At 73.2% G+C, this 15,823-nt stretch carries 18 protein-coding genes; 8 read left to right on the plus strand and 10 right to left on the minus strand.

All coding sequences use genetic code 11. The annotated features are described in order from the left end of the window. Positions 1-17: 17 nt before the first annotated feature. The 3 genes from ACIA5A_RS18275 to ACIA5A_RS18285 form a co-directional block, all read right to left on the minus strand. Entirely contained in the window at positions 18-656 is a 639-nt protein-coding gene (locus tag ACIA5A_RS18275; RefSeq protein WP_396763268.1) for an HAD family hydrolase, read from the minus strand. 115 nt (positions 657-771) lie between these two features. Beyond that, positions 772-1,521 (minus strand): neutral zinc metallopeptidase, encoded by a 750-nt coding sequence (locus ACIA5A_RS18280; RefSeq protein ID WP_396763271.1) that lies wholly within the window; start codon positions 1,519-1,521, stop codon positions 772-774. Between the two features lie 86 nt (positions 1,522-1,607). Beyond that, the gene (locus ACIA5A_RS18285) at positions 1,608-2,105 is read right to left on the minus strand and encodes a hypothetical protein (RefSeq protein WP_396763274.1); all 498 of its coding nucleotides are present in this window, start codon (positions 2,103-2,105) and stop codon (positions 1,608-1,610) included. A gap of 56 nt (positions 2,106-2,161) precedes the next feature. On the opposite strand from ACIA5A_RS18285, the gene ACIA5A_RS18290 reads away from it, so the two are divergent. Next, entirely contained in the window at positions 2,162-2,578 is a 417-nt protein-coding gene (locus ACIA5A_RS18290; RefSeq protein ID WP_396763277.1) for a hypothetical protein, read from the plus strand. A 19-nt stretch (positions 2,579-2,597) separates the two neighbouring features. On the opposite strand, the gene ACIA5A_RS18295 is transcribed toward ACIA5A_RS18290, so the two are convergent. Next, a complete protein-coding gene (locus tag ACIA5A_RS18295) occupies positions 2,598-2,777 on the minus strand; it encodes a hypothetical protein (protein ID WP_396763280.1) in 180 nt (59 codons plus the stop codon). A gap of 276 nt (positions 2,778-3,053) precedes the next feature. Here ACIA5A_RS18295 and ACIA5A_RS18300 point away from each other — a divergent pair, with 276 nt between their 5' ends. Next, positions 3,054-3,713: an HNH endonuclease family protein gene (locus tag ACIA5A_RS18300; protein ID WP_396763283.1), complete on the plus strand. Its 660-nt coding sequence runs from the start codon at positions 3,054-3,056 to the stop codon at positions 3,711-3,713. Between the two features lie 30 nt (positions 3,714-3,743). On the opposite strand, the gene ACIA5A_RS18305 is transcribed toward ACIA5A_RS18300, so the two are convergent. Next, the gene (locus tag ACIA5A_RS18305; RefSeq protein ID WP_396763285.1) at positions 3,744-4,160 is read right to left on the minus strand and encodes a MarR family winged helix-turn-helix transcriptional regulator; all 417 of its coding nucleotides are present in this window, start codon (positions 4,158-4,160) and stop codon (positions 3,744-3,746) included. A gap of 62 nt (positions 4,161-4,222) precedes the next feature. Here ACIA5A_RS18305 and ACIA5A_RS18310 point away from each other — a divergent pair, with 62 nt between their 5' ends. Genes ACIA5A_RS18310 through ACIA5A_RS18320 form a run of 3 tightly spaced genes read left to right on the plus strand, consistent with a single transcriptional unit; the run spans position 4,223 to position 6,323 of the window. Continuing rightward, positions 4,223-5,005, plus strand: a complete 783-nt coding sequence (locus ACIA5A_RS18310) for an alpha/beta fold hydrolase (RefSeq protein WP_396763288.1) — start codon at positions 4,223-4,225, stop codon at positions 5,003-5,005. A 34-nt stretch (positions 5,006-5,039) separates the two neighbouring features. Beyond that, complete coding sequence (locus tag ACIA5A_RS18315; RefSeq protein ID WP_396763291.1) at positions 5,040-5,375, plus strand: YnfA family protein; 336 nt, start codon at positions 5,040-5,042, stop codon at positions 5,373-5,375. A 6-nt stretch (positions 5,376-5,381) separates the two neighbouring features. Next, complete coding sequence (locus ACIA5A_RS18320) at positions 5,382-6,323, plus strand: alpha/beta hydrolase family protein (RefSeq protein ID WP_396763294.1); 942 nt, start codon at positions 5,382-5,384, stop codon at positions 6,321-6,323. A gap of 24 nt (positions 6,324-6,347) precedes the next feature. On the opposite strand, the gene ACIA5A_RS18325 is transcribed toward ACIA5A_RS18320, so the two are convergent. Both ACIA5A_RS18325 and ACIA5A_RS18330 read right to left on the minus strand, forming a co-directional pair. Continuing rightward, a complete protein-coding gene (locus tag ACIA5A_RS18325) occupies positions 6,348-7,148 on the minus strand; it encodes an alpha/beta fold hydrolase (protein WP_396763297.1) in 801 nt (266 codons plus the stop codon). Positions 7,149-7,183: 35 nt separating this feature from the next. Beyond that, complete coding sequence (locus ACIA5A_RS18330) at positions 7,184-7,849, minus strand: DUF4097 family beta strand repeat-containing protein (protein WP_396763300.1); 666 nt, start codon at positions 7,847-7,849, stop codon at positions 7,184-7,186. 229 nt (positions 7,850-8,078) lie between these two features. Here ACIA5A_RS18330 and ACIA5A_RS18335 point away from each other — a divergent pair, with 229 nt between their 5' ends. Next, positions 8,079-8,774 carry a helix-turn-helix domain-containing protein gene (locus ACIA5A_RS18335; RefSeq protein WP_396763303.1) on the plus strand — a complete coding sequence of 232 codons (696 nt, stop codon included), beginning with the start codon at positions 8,079-8,081 and terminating at the stop codon, positions 8,772-8,774. 1 nt (position 8,775) lies between these two features. Here the strand turns inward: ACIA5A_RS18335 and ACIA5A_RS18340 are convergent, their stop codons facing one another. Further along, positions 8,776-10,278 (minus strand): FAD-binding oxidoreductase, encoded by a 1,503-nt coding sequence (locus tag ACIA5A_RS18340; RefSeq protein WP_396763305.1) that lies wholly within the window; start codon positions 10,276-10,278, stop codon positions 8,776-8,778. Between the two features lie 127 nt (positions 10,279-10,405). Continuing rightward, positions 10,406-10,876 carry a hypothetical protein gene (locus tag ACIA5A_RS18345; protein ID WP_396763308.1) on the minus strand — a complete coding sequence of 157 codons (471 nt, stop codon included), beginning with the start codon at positions 10,874-10,876 and terminating at the stop codon, positions 10,406-10,408. An 86-nt stretch (positions 10,877-10,962) separates the two neighbouring features. On the opposite strand from ACIA5A_RS18345, the gene ACIA5A_RS18350 reads away from it, so the two are divergent. Then, on the plus strand, positions 10,963-11,172 hold the full coding sequence (locus ACIA5A_RS18350; protein ID WP_396763311.1) for a hypothetical protein: 210 nt from the start codon (positions 10,963-10,965) through the stop codon (positions 11,170-11,172). A gap of 24 nt (positions 11,173-11,196) precedes the next feature. Here ACIA5A_RS18350 and metH read toward each other — a convergent pair whose 3' ends face one another. Beyond that, entirely contained in the window at positions 11,197-14,700 is a 3,504-nt protein-coding gene (metH, locus tag ACIA5A_RS18355) for a methionine synthase (RefSeq protein ID WP_396763483.1), read from the minus strand. Between the two features lie 251 nt (positions 14,701-14,951). On the opposite strand from metH, the gene ACIA5A_RS18360 reads away from it, so the two are divergent. Further along, the gene (locus ACIA5A_RS18360) at positions 14,952-15,821 is read left to right on the plus strand and encodes a PAC2 family protein (RefSeq protein ID WP_089157832.1); all 870 of its coding nucleotides are present in this window, start codon (positions 14,952-14,954) and stop codon (positions 15,819-15,821) included. The last annotated feature ends 2 nt before the right edge of the window (positions 15,822-15,823 follow it).

Below are 15,823 nucleotides of genomic sequence, written 5' to 3' on the forward strand. Positions count from 1 at the left end.
TGAGAAGGGGCCCTTCCTTACCGGTCGAGCAGGGCGGCGAGCAGCTCCAGGTCCGCCGCGGTGAGGCTCTCCAGTTGGTGCACGCCGTCGGTCGGCGGCAGCGGCACCTCGGCCGGTACGGCCAGCACCGCCGCGCCGGCGGCCAGCGCGCTCGCCACCCCGGTCGGCGAGTCCTCGATCGCCACGCACCGCTCGACCGGCACGCCGAGCAGCTTCGCGGCGGTCAGGTAGGGCTCCGGGTGCGGCTTGGCCTCGCCCACCTCGTCGCCGCAGACCACCGCGTCGAAGCTGTCCCGCCCCAGCGTGTCCAGGGCGACCTCGACAAGCGGCCGGCCGCTGGAGGTGACCAGGGCGGTGGGGATGCCGGCGGCCCGCACCGCGCGCAGCAACGCCAACGCGCCGGGGCGCCACCGCAGGCCGGTGCGGAACAGGTCCAGGATCCGGGCGCTGATCCAGTCGGCGCTGGCCTGCGGGTCCCGCTCCGGCTGCCCCAGGTCGTCGTGCACGATCCGCATGGCGTCGGCCATCGAGGTGCCGATGATCGCCTGCCGGGCCGCCTCGGACAGGGTGCCGCCGTACACGGCGGCCAGCTCCTGCAACGCGACGTCCCACAGCTTCTCGCTGTCGACCAGGGTGCCGTCCATGTCGAAGAGCACGGCGGCGGGGTGTGGGCTGCTCAGCGGGGGCCTCCTTCGATGGGCGTACCCCGCCGATCCTGCCAGCCGGCCCCGACCCGGCCGGCGCCGTACCCGATCGGGGTGACCTGCGGCATCACCGGAGGCCGCAGGCGTCCAGCGAGTTCTCGTAGCCGGCGAAGAACTTCTCCGAGCGCTGTTCGGCGGTGCCGTGCGCGCCCTCGGCGAACCAGGGCTGATCCGGGTCGTCACCGACCGCCAGCAACCCTTCCCGGAACTCGTCCAGGTCGCCGTCCTCCAGCTTCAGCGTCCCGGCGCGCACGCTGTCGCCGAGGTACGCCCCGGCCATGCAGTCGGCCTGCAGTTCCTGCTGAATGGTGAAGTTGTAGCGGATGCCGAGGCGGGTCTGCACGCCGTGGGCGTACTCGTGGCCCAGCAGGTAGAACAGGAACGCGTCGCCGATCTGCCGGAACGCCGACACCGACCAGTTGACGTCGTAGGCGATGAAGTCGCCGGCGGAGCAGTAGACCGCGTTGTTGCGCGGCAGGCCCTGCCCGCCGCAGGACACCTCGCCGGCCCGGGTGTAGGCCACCACCCGGCGGATCGGCCGGAACTGTTCGCCGGAGGCGCGGAACTGCGCGGTCCAGTACTGCTCGGCGCCGGCGACCGCGTCGGAGAAGTCCTGCTTGAACTCGGCGACGCTGGTGGTCCCGTCCGCCCGGGTGGTCTCCGCGCCCGGTGACGCCGGTCGCCCGCTCTGCCGCGGCGCCGGCTGCTGCGGCTCACCCTGGTCGAGCCCGCCGCCCATGCACCCGGCCGCCACCACCGCGGCCACCAGCAGCCCGGCGAGCGGCCCGAGCCGCCGTCGTCCCGCGCTGTCCCCCACGACCACCTCCGGTTGTCCGAGCCCGTGTCCCGCCGCAGTACCCCGGTTGCCACCCGCTCTCACGCATCGGCGGGGGCGATCGTTCATCAGGTGTCCACGGCGGTGAACAGCAGCAGCGCCCGACCGGGGTCGAGGAACACCTCGGTGGTCCCCGCGTCGTGGTCGGCGCTGCGCTCCCAACGCACGCCGTCCGGCACGTACCCGGCAAGCGCCGGCCAGACCGCGGGCGCCGCGCCGGTCACCGGCGCCCAGGTGTACGCGGCGGCCAGCGCCCGCGCGTCGGCCGGCGCGAGCCGCACCACGCCCTGGTAGCGCCGGTCGGTCGGGCCGGGGGCGCGGGAGCAGGCGAAGCTCGGGTAGTCGACCTGCCAGTGGATCTCGGGGTAGGCCCCGATCCCCGGCACGTCCTGCTCGGTCCACCGCCGGTCGGTGCGGACCTCGGCCTCCTCGGCGGCGACCCGCGCCGCGCAGGCGGTGTCCTCGCCGTCTCCGGCGCGCAGCAGCCAGAGCACGCCGCCACACGCGGCGAGCAGGGCGACGGCGAGGCCGGCGGCGAGCACGAGGAACCAGGATCGACGGGTCACGGCGGCAGGGTAACCGCCGCCGGCCACCCTGGACCCGCCCCGGTACAGTCCCCGCCGTGAATCCTGACGTGAGCCTCGCCAGCGTCGTCTACTGGCGACGCAGCCTGTGGAACGGCACACGCTGCGTACCGGTGCTGATGACCCTGGACCAGGGCTGGCTGCGGGCGCGCGACCGTGCGGGCGCCGAGGTGTTCGCCGTGCCCGCCGGTCAGGTGCAGGGCCGGTTGAGCCGGCTGGGCACGCTGCTGCTGACCGTGGCCGGCCGGCGGTACGCGATAGTCGGGCGCGGTTCCGACGTCTCGCCGTCGCCCAGCGCCGACCAGCGGCGCGCGCGCGACGAGTTCTGGGCCCACCGGCCGGAGCCGGGCGGCGACGGGCCGGGCTTCCTCGACGCGGTGTTCAACGGGGCCGCCTCGTTCCACACCCGGTCCTGGCGGGACGCGCTGGCCCGGGCGGGCGCGGCGGTGCGCTGACCCGGGCGCTCCGCCCGGGTCAGTCCAGTCCGCGCATGATGTGCGGCTCGCCGTCGTCGTCGCCGAAGCAGCGGTGCAGCACCTGGGCGCGGGCCCACAGGTCCAGGCTGCTCGGTGGGCCGATCTGCGCCGGCCGGGGCGGCCCGGTCAGCGCGTGCGCCTGCTCCGGCGGCACCTTCGTCGTCACCTGGTCGGCCATTTCCGCCCCTCTCGTCGCACCCATGCTCGCCCGGCGGCGTCTCGGCCGCGTCAACCGGACGGCGCGGACGGGGACGCGGCGCTCGGCGGGCCGGCGTCGGCCGTACTCCGGTGACGGTAGCCCGCCGCACCGGCCGGCACACCCCTTATTCCCCACGCCGTCGCAGGTAGTGGGGGTGATGGCCGGTGAATGTTCACGGAAACCGGACTGGACCTTCACTTCCATGTCTGTCTATATGGAGGGACTGGAGCGTCAATCCCGTCCGGATGGAGTCCCATGTCCCGCACCCTGCGCGCCACGGCCACCAGCCTCGCCGCGATCACGGCCGCCACCCTCGGCCTCGCCCAACCCGCCCCCGCCGCCGGCTACTCCGCCCCGCTCACCACCGCGGTCGCCGGCCTGCCGGTCGCCACCGAGGTGCGCACCGGCTACAGCCGGGACCTCTTCCCGCACTGGATCGACGCGGACGGCGACGGCTGCAACACCCGCAACGAGGTGCTCTACGCCGAGGCCACCACGAAGCCCACGATCAGCGGCACCTGCACGCTCTCCGGCGGCCGCTGGTACTCCTACTACGACAACGCCACCTGGACCGCCACCGGCGACCTGGACATCGACCACATGGTCCCGCTCGCCGAGGCGTGGGACTCCGGCGCACGGAACTGGTCCACCAGCCGCCGCCAGGCGTACGCGAACGACCTGGGCGACGCGCGCGCCCTGGCCGCGGTGACCGACAACGTCAACCAGTCCAAGGGCGACCAGGACCCGGGGACCTGGCTGCCGCCGTACGCCTCGGCCCGCTGCCGCTACGTCGGCGAGTGGGTGGCCGTGAAGATCCGCTGGCGGCTGACCGTGGACAGCGCGGAGAAGAGCGCGCTGACCAGTTGGGCGAACAACTGCCCGGCCGCCACGATCTCGGTCACCTACGCGTACTGAGGACTCCGCGCGCCTGGGCCCCGGCGGGGCTCAGGCGTCCTCCTCGGCGAGCGCGCGGCGCAGCAGGCGCAGCAGGTCGGCGCGGTCGGCGGCGGGCAGGCCGGCCCAGCAGCGCTCCAACGCCTCGTCGGCGACCCGGTGACCGGCCTGGAGCACGCGTCGCCCGGCCGGCGTGAGGTGGTGCGGGATGCGCCGGCCACGCCCGGCGCGCCGCTCGACCAGCCCCTGCGCGACGAGCCGCGCGGCGAGCGCGCCGAAGGCCTGTTCGGTCTGGAACGTCGCGGCGGCGAGTTCGCGCGCCGACGCGCCGGGCGACCGGTCGACCGCCCGCAGGGCGTCCCACTGGGCGAGCGTGGTGCCCACCTCAATCAGGCCGGCCTCCAGGGCCCGGTGCTGCCGGTACTGGACCTGCTTGACGGTGCGGGCGAGCTGTTGCAGTTCGTGCACCGGACCATCCTAGCCCCTCAACTCAACTAGCTTAAATAAGCTTCTTTAGTTAGAGTGGCGGCATGACTTCCCTCGCGGACCACCCCGACCTCACCCTGACCGTCTCCGAGGCCGGCCACGGCCGCCCCGTCCTGCTCCTGCACGGCGGCGGCGGACCGGCCACCGTGAGCGCCCTCGGCCACCACCTGGCCCGGCGCGCGCACACCCTCACCCCGACGCATCCCGGCTGGGACGGCGCCGACCGGCCGTCCTGGCTCACCGGCATCGACGACCTCGCCATGGCCTACCTGCACCTGCTGCACGACCGCGGGCTGCGCGACGTGCTCGTCGTCGGCTCCTCGCTCGGTGGCTGGATCGCCGCCGAGATGGCCGTCCGGGACACCGCCGGCCTGGTCAGCGGCCTGGTCCTCGTCGACGCGGTCGGCATCGACGTGCCCGGCGAGCCCATCCAGGACTTCTTCACCCTCGACCCGCCGACCCTCGGCGCGTACACCTGGCACGACCCCGAGCGGTTCCGCGTCGACCCGAGCACCGTCACGCCGCAGCAGCAGGCGCGGCAGGCGGCCAACCGCGAGACCATGCGGGTGCTTGTCGGCGACCCCTACATGCACGACCCGAAGCTGCGCCGCCGGCTCGCCCGGGTCCGGGTACCCGCCCTGCTGCTCTGGGGCGCGAGCGACCGGATCGTCACCCCCGCCTACGGCGCGGCGTACGCGGCGGCGTTCGGCGACGGCCGGTTGGTGGTCGTACCCGAGGCCGGGCACCTGCCGCACGTGGAGAACCCGACCGCGACGCTGCCCCACCTGGACGCGTGGCTCGACCGGCGCCGGGAATCCGGGGCATGACCGGCGACGAGGCGCCGACGGTACGGTCGGACGCATGACGGTCGCCCGCTCCATCCTGCTGTTCCTGGTCGCCGCGCTGGCCGAGATCGGCGGCGCCTGGCTGGTCTGGCAGGGCTGGCGGGAGAACCGCGGGCTGCTCTGGGTGGCCGGCGGGATCATCGCGCTGGGCCTCTACGGCTTCGTGGCCACGTTTCAGCCCGATCCGAACTTCGGGCGCATCCTTGCCGCCTACGGCGGCGTCTTCGTCGCCGGCTCGCTGGCCTGGGGCATGCTCGTCGACAGGTTCCGGCCCGACCGCTACGACCTGGCCGGCGCGGCCGTCTGCCTGGTCGGCGTCGCGATCATCATGTACGCGCCGCGCGCGAGCTGACGATCGATGCTGTTCGCCCCGCGCGCGATGGAGCTGTCCTTCCGGCACGGCGACGACACGCTTGTCGGCGACCTGGTCCGGCCGCCCTGGCCCGGACCGTACCCGGCGGTGGTGTTCGTCGAAGGCTCTGGCCCGGGCGGGTGCGACCAGCGCGACTGGCAGATCCGGCTGGCCGCCGCCGGCCTCGCCAGCCTCGCCTACGACAAGCCCGGTTCCGGTGCCTCCACCGGCGACTGGACCCGGCAGAGCCTGCCCGGGCGGGCCGGCGAGACCCTGGCCGCGGTGGGCGCCCTGCGGGCCCGGTCGGACGTGCGGGCCGTCGCGTTGGTCGGCCACAGCCAGGGCGGATGGGTGGCGCCGCTCGCCGCGGCCCACTCCCCCGCCGCGGTCGACGCGGTGGTCATCGTGTCCGGCCCGGCGGTCGGGGTGGTGGCGCAGGAGGAGTACCGGCTGCGGCGCCAACTCGTCGCGGCCGGTTTCACCGAGGACGACGCCGGTCGGGCGGTGGCGCTGCTGCACGAGCAGGTCGGCCGGGTCCGGGCCGGCGACGACCCGGCCGACGTGCACGCCGCGCAGGCCCGGTGGCACGACGCGCCCTGGTATCCGCTGCTCGCCGGCACCTCGCCCGCGTCGATCGGCTTCCTCGCCGGCATCGCCGACCACGACCCGGAGCCGCCGCTGGCCGCCCTGCGCTGCCCGCTTCTGGCGATCTTCGGCGCGGTCGACGCGCAGGTCCCGGTCGAGGCAAGCGGGCGCGCCCTGGACCGGGTCCTCGGCGACGCCGGGCACGCCGACCACACGGTCGTGGTGTTCCCGGACGCCGACCACGGCATCCGGGTGGCCGGAGCGCGGGCGCCCGGCTTCGACGAGCTGGTGGCGACCTGGCTGCGGGACCGCCTGTCCCCGAGCCCCGGCACGCCCGGTCCGGCGTCGAGCGGCCCGTCCTGACCGCTCGACGCCGGCGGGGTCGACCTAGCCGGCCGCCGCCGTCTCGTCGAGCGCGGCGACCTCCCGGACCGCCGCGACGACGGCAGGGGCGTCCTTCTTGAGCAGCGCGCCGTGGTTGCTGGCGACCTTGGCGCTGATCCGGATGTTCGGGTTGCGGGCGGTCACCCCGTCGAGGCTGGCGCGGATGCGTTCCTGCTCGTCGCCGCGGCTGCCGAGGGAGGTGCCCGAGGCGACCACGTAGCGCACCGGGACGGTGATCCGGTCGAGCACCGGGCCCAGCTCGCGTTCCCGGGACAGCCGGCCCAGCTCGATGTTGCTCTCGGCCTGCTGCGCGGCGCTCATCCGCGGGGTCAGGCCGGTCGGGCGCAGCAGCGGCGTGAACCAGCCCAGCCGCCTGAACAGCGTGCGGATGCGCACCTCCATGGCCTCGTCCAGCCAGTCGTGCGGGAAGGCGCCGTCGACCAGGACCGCCCCCACCGTACGGTCGGGGTGGTGCGCGGCCCAGTGCGCGGCGACGACGGCGCCGTAGGACCAGCCGACGAGCAGCGCCCGGTCCACGCCGCGGGCGGCGAGCACGGCGTCGACGTCGCGCACGGCGGCGGCGAAGGAGTAGTCCGCCGACCGCTCCGACCGGCCGCGCGCCCGTTCGTCGTAGGTGATGTGCCGCCAGCCGTCGCCCAGGCCGGCGACGACGCGCCGCCAGTAGCCCTGGGTGGCGAACTGGCCGTTGAGGTAGAGCACCGGCACGCCGGGGCCGCCGGTGTCGGTGACCGCCAGCGCGGTGTCCTCGACGGGCACGGTTCCGGTCCACGCGTTCTTCGTCATGGTTCTGCTCCTGAGGTGGGGTGGGGTGGGGTGGGTCAGAGGCTGCGGGCGGTGATGTCGCCGTGCGAGGTGGTGGCGCGGATGTCGAGCACCGGTGCGCCGTCGTTGCGCAGGGCGTTGCTGACCCGGCCGTGGTCGGTGCCGGCGTCCAGGGTGGCCGGGACCCCGCCGGCGGCGGCGACCGTGATGTCGCCGGCGCAGGTGCGCAGCACGAGCGTGCCGCGTACCGCCTCGGCGATCCGGATGTCGCCGCGCGCGGTGCTGATCTCCGCGGCGCCGGCGAGCCGGCCGATCTCGATGTCGCCGTCGGTCGCGGTCAGGTGGGCGCTCGCGGCCTCGTCGATCTTGACCTGGCGGTACCCGCCGTCGACGGTGACGTCGCCGAGGCGGCCGACGCCGCGCACCTCGACGGCGCCGGAGGTGACCTGGACGCGGGAGCCGGCGGGCAGGCGCACGGTGACCTCCACGGACCCGGCGGCCCCGACGAGCCGGTTGGTGGCCGCCGGGATCCGGACCCGCAGGACGCCGTCGGCGTAGCCGACGACCGCCTGCCCGGCGGTGCGGGCATCGCGGTCGCTCGCGGCGTCGGCGGGTCGGACCTCGACCGTGGTGTCGGCGCGGTCCGCGCCGATGACCTGGATCCGCCCGGCGGGCACGTCCAGGACGGCGGAGATGGGGGCGGGGGTGATGAACGTCTGCATCGTGCTCTCCCGGTGCGCGGAATCTGTTTCCCAACACCGGAAACGCTACGTTGCTTTCCATTGGCCGGCAACAGACTCGTTGCCCTGTGCGGCCGTTTTGGCACTTGGGAGGTGGTGCAATCATTGCAACGACCCTGAATCGAATGCAATGAGGAAGCCGCAGGCCCGTTGCAATGGTGGAAGTCGAACGCTATGGTCGGTCGTGGATGCCGCAGAGAGGGGCCGCCGGATGCCGGGAGGCAGACTCACCCAGCACGAACGCCACCAGATCGCCGCCGGGCTGGCCGACAGCCTCGCCTACGCGGAGATCGCCCGGCGCCTCGACCGCCCGACCTCGACAGTCACCCGGGAGGTGATGCGCAACGGCGGTCCCACCGGCTACCGCGCCGAGCTGGCCCACCGCGCCACCGAACGTCGGGCCCGGCGGCGCACCGCCGCCACGCGCCGCGAAGGACCACCCGACCCGGACGACGCGGCGATGACCGAGTACGCGGAAACCCTGACCACGGTCCTCATGGCCTCGGGCCTGCCGACCATGGCGGCCCGCGTGCTGACCTGCCTGTTCACCACCGACGCGGCAAGCCTCACCGCGGCGGACCTGACCCGACGCCTCCAGGTCAGCCCCGCCTCGATCTCCAAGGCGATCACGTTCCTGGAGGGGCAGAGCCTGGTCCGCCGGGAACGCGACGACCGTCGCCGGGAGCGGTACGTCGTCGACGACGACCTCTTCTACCAGGCGACCGTCGCCAGCGCGCGCGCCAACGACCAGCTCGTCGCCGTGGCACGGCAGGGCGTCGCCCTGCTCGGACCGGGCAGCCCGGCCGCCGCCCGCCTGGAGAACATCGCCCGCTTCATGGACTTCATCAGCGAGAGCATCACCCGCGCCGCCGAGCAGGCCCGCGAGATTCTCCGAAGCGCCCGCTAGGTCAGCACGACGCGGGCGGGATGCTCTGCTCGTACTGGAAGACGTTGTGCGGGTCGTAGACCGCCTTGATCCGGCGCAACCGCTCCACGTTCGGCCCCCAGTACGCGCTCTCCCACTCCTGCATGCCGATGTTCGGCACGTTGACGTAGGCGCCGTCCACGTAGGGGCGCAACGCCTGGCTGAACTCGGCGATCCACGCCTGGGCGGCCGGGGTGAGGGCGTCGCCGCTGTCCGGCACGCCCCGGGTCCCCCAGCCCGCGCCCGGCTCGGAATAGAAGATCGCGTCGCGGTGCGGGAACGCCGACCCGCCGACCGGCTGCTTCGCCTGCGCGCCGACGCCGAACGCCTGGGTGAAGAAGTTGCTGTCCTCGGTGGGCGCGACCGCCATGAAGCTGCGGACGACCTCGATCGCCTCGGGTGGGAACGGCCGGCGGGTGAACTGGGAGAAGAACTTCCAGTTCGCCGGCTCGTCCTGGGTCGGGATCTGGAACCCGGCGTAGATCTCACCCCAGCCGCCGAGCTGCACGGTCACCTGCGGGCTGCCGACCGACAGCACCGGCGCCAGCAACCTCCGCACCTCCGCGTCGCTGTCCTCGACGAGCACGCCGAACAGCAGAAGCTGCGACTTGTGGATCTCCAACTGCGAGCCGAGGCGCACGTCGGTGAACGGCGCGGTGCGCTGCCACCTGTCGAAGACCTCCCCCAGGTCGTCCAGCCCCGACCAGGTGGCCTGGAGATAGGCCACGCCGCGCAGCGGCGCCACCCGGTAGGTCAGCGAGGTGACGATGCCGAAGTTGCCGTTGCCCGCCCCGCGCAACGCCCAGAGCAGGTCCCGGCGATTCCGCAGGTCCACCTGGATGGCCTTGGCGCCGTTCGCGCCGGATGCGACGACGATCTCCGCCCCGATCAGGTTGTCGCAGGCCATGCCGAGCCAGCGGGTGAGGAAGCCGAAGCCACCACCCAGCGTCGCGCCGGACAGGCCCACGCTCCCCTCCGTACCCGTGGTCACCGCGAGGCCCTGCTGGGCGAGCGCGGTGACGGCCTCCAACTGGTTGAGCCCGGCGCCGACCCGCGCGGTGAGCGCGGCCCGGTCGATGTCGGCCGACTTCAGCTCACTGACGTCGATGACGATGCCGTTGTCCACGTTCGACCAGCCCTCCAGGCTGTGCCGGCCGCTGCGCACCCGCAGCGCGACGTCGTTCTGCCGGGACCAGGCGAGCGCGTTCACCACGTCCTGGGTGTTCTGCGCGAACACGATGACCAGCGGGTTCCGCACGAACAACTCGTCCCAGCCGAGGCTCGCGGACGGGTAGTCGGGGTCACCGAAGCGCACGATCCGGCCGGTCAACTGCGCCGGTGGGCACTCGGCCCAGATCGGCGCCCCCGAGCCGTCGGTGTCGGTGGCGGCCTGGGCGGCCCCGGCGAGCACGGTCGGTGCGACGACCGCCCCGGCGCCGACGGCCGCGGTGGCCTGGAGCAGCGTACGTCGAGAGATGTCGGGCATGGTCGTCGCCTTCCGGTCGGGCCGACGGGCCTCGGACCCGTGCCGGCGTGCGACCTCACGCTAAGACCGGACACTTCTTCACATAACCGGAAGAGGAGGGCGAAACCCGTCCGAGTGACCATCGCCGTCAGGGGTCGAGGGCCTCCCGCGCCGCGTCCAGGAAGGCCAGCCGGGGCCGCTCCCACAGGTCCCGCGCGCTCTGCCCCGCCGGCACGCCCTCCCACACCGCGCCGTTGAGCACCAGGAAGTAGACCCGGACGGCGTCGTGGACCGCGATCGGGAACAGCAGCCGGATCATCCGCTCCGCGACCCAGAGCTGGTTCATCACCGCCTGGGTCCGCGTCGGCCACTCCTCCCCGTCCTCCCACCGGTCCGGCCGGGTGAGCGCACACCGCTCCGCGTCCGCCGCCACCCCGACGAACCGCTCCAGCAACGCGAGCCGCTCGGCCCGCCGGCTCTCCGCCAGGGCGAGCGCCTGCCGGCGCTGCTCGGTACGCGCCGCCTGCCGCTGGGTGGAGTGCTGCACCAGATAGGAGAGTCCCCCGCCGATCGCCACGCCGCCCAGCGACGTCACCGCCGTCCACACCTCGACCGCCACGCACGCATGGTGCCCACGGTGACGGACGCTGTCCATCCCGTATCGGCGGCAGCCGGCGCTGGCGCGCATGCCGTAGCGTCGATCGCATGACGACGGTGGTGGTGTCGGTCGCGGTGCTCCTGGTGCTGGTGCTCACCGTGGTCGCCTTCGTGAGTCGGCGGGACCGCGATCGGCTTTCGTCCGAGGAGGACCGGGCGGCGGTCCGGCACGCCGGCGCCGACCAGCGTCGACACGAGGCGGAACGACACCTCGCGTCGGGCCTCGCCGAGCGGCACCGCAATCCCCCCAGCACGTGAGCCGCCCTGGTGAGGACGTTCGCGTCACTTGGCGTTGAAGTAGTTCGCCTCCGGGTGGTGCACCACGATCGCGTCGGTGGCCTGCTCCGGGACGAGCTGGAACTCCTCCGACAACTGCACCCCGATCCGCTCCGCCCCCAGCAACCCGACGATCTTCGCCCGGTCCTCCAGGTCCGGGCAGGCCGGATAGCCGAACGCGTACCGGCAGCCCCGGTAGTCGGTGCGCAGCAGGCCGGCCAGGTCGGCCGGGTCGTCGTCGGCGACCGTCCCCCCGCCCGACAGCACCAGCTCGGCCCGGATCCGCCGGTGCCAGTACTCCGCCAGCGCCTCGGTGAGCTGCACCGACAGGCCGTGCACCTCCAGGTAGTCGCGGTATTCGTTGGCCTCGAACATCTTCGCGGTGTATTCGCTGATCGGCTGCCCGACGGTGACCAGTTGCAGCGCCACCACGTCGAGCTGGTCGCCCTGCGGCCGGAAGAAGTCGGCCAGGCACAGCCGGCGCTCCTGCCGCTGCCGGGGGAACGAGAACCGGGCCCGCTCGCTGTGCCCGTTCTCGTCCAGCAGCACCAGGTCGTTGCCCTCGGAGTAGGCCGGGAAGTAGCCGTACACCACGGCCGCCTCCAACACCTGGTCCGAGATCAGCCGGTCCAGCCAGTAGCGCAGCCGGGGCCGGCCCTCGGTCTCCACCAGCTCCTCGTAGGACGGGCCCTTGCCGCCGCGGGCGCCGCGCAGCCCCCACTGGCCGAGGAACGTGGCCCGCTCGTCGAGCAGCGCCGCGTAGTCGGCAAGCGGCACGCCCTTGACCACCCGGGTGCCGAAGAACGGCGGGGTGGGCACCGCCACGTCCGGGGCGACGTCGGAGCGGACCGACGCGTCGTCCAGCTCGGGCAGCGCCTCGCGGACCTGCGCCCGCTGCCGCTCCCGGCGCTCCCGGCGGGCCGCCAGCGCGGCCTCCCGCTCCGGGTCGACCACCGGGGCGCCGCCGCGCTTGGCGGCCATCACCCGGTCCATCAGGGACAGCCCCTCGAACGCGTCGCGGGCGTAGTGCACCTGACCGGGGTAGATCGACCGCAGGTCGTCCTCCACGTACGCCCGGGTCAGCGCCGCCCCGCCGAGCAGCACCGGCCAGCGCTCGGCGACGCCGCGCGAGGCCATCTCGGCCAGGTTCTCCTTCATGATGACAGTGCTCTTGACCAGCAGCCCGGACATGCCGATCGCGTCGGCGCGGTGCTCCTCGGCGGCGTCGAGGATCGCGGTGATCGGCTGCTTGATGCCGATGTTGACCACGTCGTAGCCGTTGTTGGACAGGATGATGTCGACCAGGTTCTTGCCGATGTCGTGCACGTCGCCCTTCACGGTGGCGAGCACGATCCGGCCCTTGCCGTCGTCGTCGGCCTTCTCCATGTGCGGTTCCAGGTAGGCCACCGCGGTCTTCATCACCTCGGCCGACTGGAGCACGAACGGCAACTGCATCTGGCCCGAGCCGAACAGCTCGCCGACCACCTTCATGCCGTCGAGCAGCAGGTCGTTGATGATGGACAGCGGCGTGCGCCCCTCGGCCATCGCGGTGTCCAGGTCGGCCTCGAGGCCGTTGCGCTCCCCGTCGATGATCCGCCGCTTCAGCCGTTCCTCCAGCGGCAGCGCGGCCAACTCCTCGGCTCGGGTGGCCCGCGCCGACGCCGCGTCGACGCCCTCGAACACCTCGATGAACCGCTGCACCGGGTCGTAGCCCTCGCGGCGGCGGTCGTAGACCAGGTCGAGCGCCACCTCACGCTGCTCGTCCGGGATCTTCGACATTGGCAGGATCTTGCTGGCGTGCACGATGGCCGAGCTGAGGCCGGCCTGGACGCACTCGTGCAGGAACACCGAGTTGAGCACCTGGCGAGCTGCCGGGTTGAGGCCGAACGAGACGTTCGAGATGCCGGCGGTGAAGTTGACCCCCGGGTACTCGGCGGTGATCTCGCGGATCGCCTCGATCGTCTCGATGCCGTCGCGGCGCGTCTCCTCCTGCCCGGTGGCGATCGGGAACGTCAACGCGTCGATGAGGATGTCCTCCCGACGCAGCCCCCACCGGCCGGTCAGGTCGTCGATCAGCCGGCGGGCCACCCGGACCTTCCACTCCCGGCTGCGGGCCTGGCCCTCCTCGTCGATGAGCAGCGCCACGACGGCGGCGCCGTGCTCCCTGACCACCGGCATGATCCGCGCGTAGCGGGAGTCGGGACCGTCGCCGTCCTCGAAGTTCACCGAGTTGACCACGCACCGCCCGCCGAGCATCTCCAGCCCGGCCTCGATCACCGCCGGCTCGGTGGAGTCCAGCACGATCGGCAGCGTGGACGCGGTGGCGAACCGGCCGGCCAGCTCGCGCATGTCCTGCGTGCCGTCGCGGCCGACGTAGTCGACGCAGAGGTCGAGCAGGTGCGAGCCGTCGCGGGCCTGGTTGCGGGCGATCTCCACACAGGCCTGCCAGTCGGCGGCCAGCATCGCCTCGCGGAACGCCTTGGAGCCGTTGGCGTTGGTGCGCTCCCCCACCATCAGGACGCTGGCGTCCTGCGCGAACGGCACGTGGTGGTAGATCGAGGAGACACCGGCCTCCGGCTCGGGCTCGCGGGCCACCGGACGACGCCCGCCGAGCCGCTCGACAAGCACCCGGATGTGCTCCGGCGTGGTGCCGCAGCAGCCGCCGATCAGCCCCACGCCGTAGTCGTCGACGAACTGCTCCAGCGCGTCGGCCATCTCGTCCGGGCCGAGCGGGAAGTAGGCGCCGTCGGCGGTCAGCACCGGCAGGCCGGCGTTCGGCATCACCGACACCGGGATGCGTGAGTGGCGGGACAGGTAGCGCAGGTGCTCGCCCATCTCCGCCGGGCCGGTGGAGCAGTTGAGCCCGATCAGGTCGACCCCGAGCGGCTCGATCGCGGTCAGCGCCGCGCCGATCTCGCTGCCTAGCAGCATGGTGCCGGTGGTCTCCACGGCCACCTGGCAGATGATCGGCACGTCCCGGCCCGCCTCGGCGCGGGCCCGCTTCGAGCCGACCGCCGCGGCCTTGACCTGAAGCAGGTCCTGGCAGGTCTCGATGATGAGCGCGTCCGCGCCGCCGGCGATCAGGCCGGCGGCGTTCTCCTGGTACGCGTCGCGCAGCGAGGCGTAGCTCGCGTGACCCAGGGTCGGCAGCTTGGTGCCCGGTCCCATCGAACCCAGCACGAACCGCGGCCGCTCCGGCGTCGCGTAGGCGTCGGCGGCCTCCCGGGCGATCCGCGCGCCCGCCTCGGACAGCTCCCGGATGCGCTCGGCGATGCCGTACTCGGCGAGGTTGGGCAGGTTGGCGCCGAACGTGTTGGTCTCCACGCAGTCCGCGCCGGCGGCGAGGTAGGCCTCGTGAACACCGCGGACCACGTCCGGCCGGGTGACGTTGAGGATCTCGTTGCAGCCCTCGAGGCCGTCGAAGTCGTCGAGGGTGAGGTCGGCCGCCTGGAGCATCGTCCCCATGGCCCCGTCGGCGATCAGGATCCGGTCCGCCAGTAGGTCACGCAACGAAGTAGGCACACGGTCAGGTTAGTGCGCTCGGCTGTCGGACGGTCACCCCAATGACGCGTTCCCTCATACTGTCGGCCGGATCACCCGTACCTTTCATCCGGTTCGACCGGGTGGTCCGGCCGGGCGACCGGCGCGGCCGACGGGCCGCCTCCGTCGGCGGCACGTAGGCTGGCGGACGTGAAGGACATCAGGGAGGCGACCGTGCGACGGGGCGGCACCGCTCCCGACGAGCAGGGTGAGGTGACGGCGTGACCGAGTTCGACGGGCTGCCGGTACTGCGCTCGCCGGTCGCCATCGCGGCCTTCGAGGGCTGGAACGACGCCGCGGACGCCTCCACCGCCGCCGTGGAGCATCTGGAACAGGTCTGGCAGTCCCGGCAGGTGACCGAGCTGGACCCGGAGGACTTCTACGACTTCCAGGTGAGCCGGCCGACCATCACCATGGCCGACGGGGAGACCCGCCGGGTCGAGTGGCCCACCACCCGGTTCATGGTGGCCAGCCCGGAGGGCACCGAGCGGGACGTGGTGCTGATTCGGGGCATCGAGCCGAGCATGCGCTGGCGCACCTTCTGCGAGCAGGTGCTGGAGATCTGCCACAGCCTGGAGGTGGAGCGGGTGGTGCTGCTCGGCGCGTTGCTGGCCGACGTGCCCTACACCCGACCGCTGCCGATCAGCGGCAGCGCGTCGGACGCCGACGCGGCGAAGCGCTACCAGCTCACCCCGACCCGCTACGACGGCCCGACCGGCATCGTCGGCGTGCTGCACGACGCGTGCACCCGGGCCGAGGTCGACGCCGTGTCGTTCTGGGTGCACGTGCCGCACTACGCCAACAACCCGCCCTGCCCCAAGGCCACCCTGGCGCTGCTGCACCGGGTCGAGGAGGTGCTCGACCTGCCGGTGCCGATGGCCGACCTGGCCGAGGAGGCCGCCGAGTGGGAGCAGCGGGTGCGCAGCGCCGCCGAGCAGGACGCCGAACTCGGCGAATACGTTCGTGAGCTGGAGGAACGCGTCGGCGACGCGGGCATCACCCCGTTGACCGGGGACGAGATCGCCCAGGAGTTCGAGAAGTACCTGCGCCGCCGGGGTGGTTCCGCCGGGCCGACCGCCGGCTCCTGGTAGCT

Origin of the sequence: Micromonospora sp. NPDC051300 (genome assembly GCF_044455315.1) — a bacterium.
GTDB classification, from domain to species: Bacteria; Actinomycetota; Actinomycetes; order Mycobacteriales; family Micromonosporaceae; genus Micromonospora; species Micromonospora robiginosa.

Bases quoted from the DNA above. Each gene is read 5' to 3' on its own strand.
- ACIA5A_RS18295 (WP_396763280.1), bottom strand. From the start codon at position 2,777: ATGGCCGACCAGGTGACGACGAAGGTGCCGCCGGAGCAGGCGCACGCG.
- ACIA5A_RS18300 (WP_396763283.1), top strand. From the start codon at position 3,054: ATGTCCCGCACCCTGCGCGCCACGGCCACCAGCCTCGCCGCGATCACG.
- ACIA5A_RS18310 (WP_396763288.1), top strand. From the start codon at position 4,223: ATGACTTCCCTCGCGGACCACCCCGACCTCACCCTGACCGTCTCCGAG.
- ACIA5A_RS18315 (WP_396763291.1), top strand. From the start codon at position 5,040: ATGACGGTCGCCCGCTCCATCCTGCTGTTCCTGGTCGCCGCGCTGGCC.
- ACIA5A_RS18320 (WP_396763294.1), top strand. From the start codon at position 5,382: ATGCTGTTCGCCCCGCGCGCGATGGAGCTGTCCTTCCGGCACGGCGAC.
- ACIA5A_RS18325 (WP_396763297.1), bottom strand. From the start codon at position 7,148: ATGACGAAGAACGCGTGGACCGGAACCGTGCCCGTCGAGGACACCGCG.
- ACIA5A_RS18330 (WP_396763300.1), bottom strand. From the start codon at position 7,849: ATGCAGACGTTCATCACCCCCGCCCCCATCTCCGCCGTCCTGGACGTG.
- ACIA5A_RS18335 (WP_396763303.1), top strand. From the start codon at position 8,079: ATGCCGGGAGGCAGACTCACCCAGCACGAACGCCACCAGATCGCCGCC.
- ACIA5A_RS18340 (WP_396763305.1), bottom strand. From the start codon at position 10,278: ATGCCCGACATCTCTCGACGTACGCTGCTCCAGGCCACCGCGGCCGTC.
- ACIA5A_RS18350 (WP_396763311.1), top strand. From the start codon at position 10,963: ATGACGACGGTGGTGGTGTCGGTCGCGGTGCTCCTGGTGCTGGTGCTC.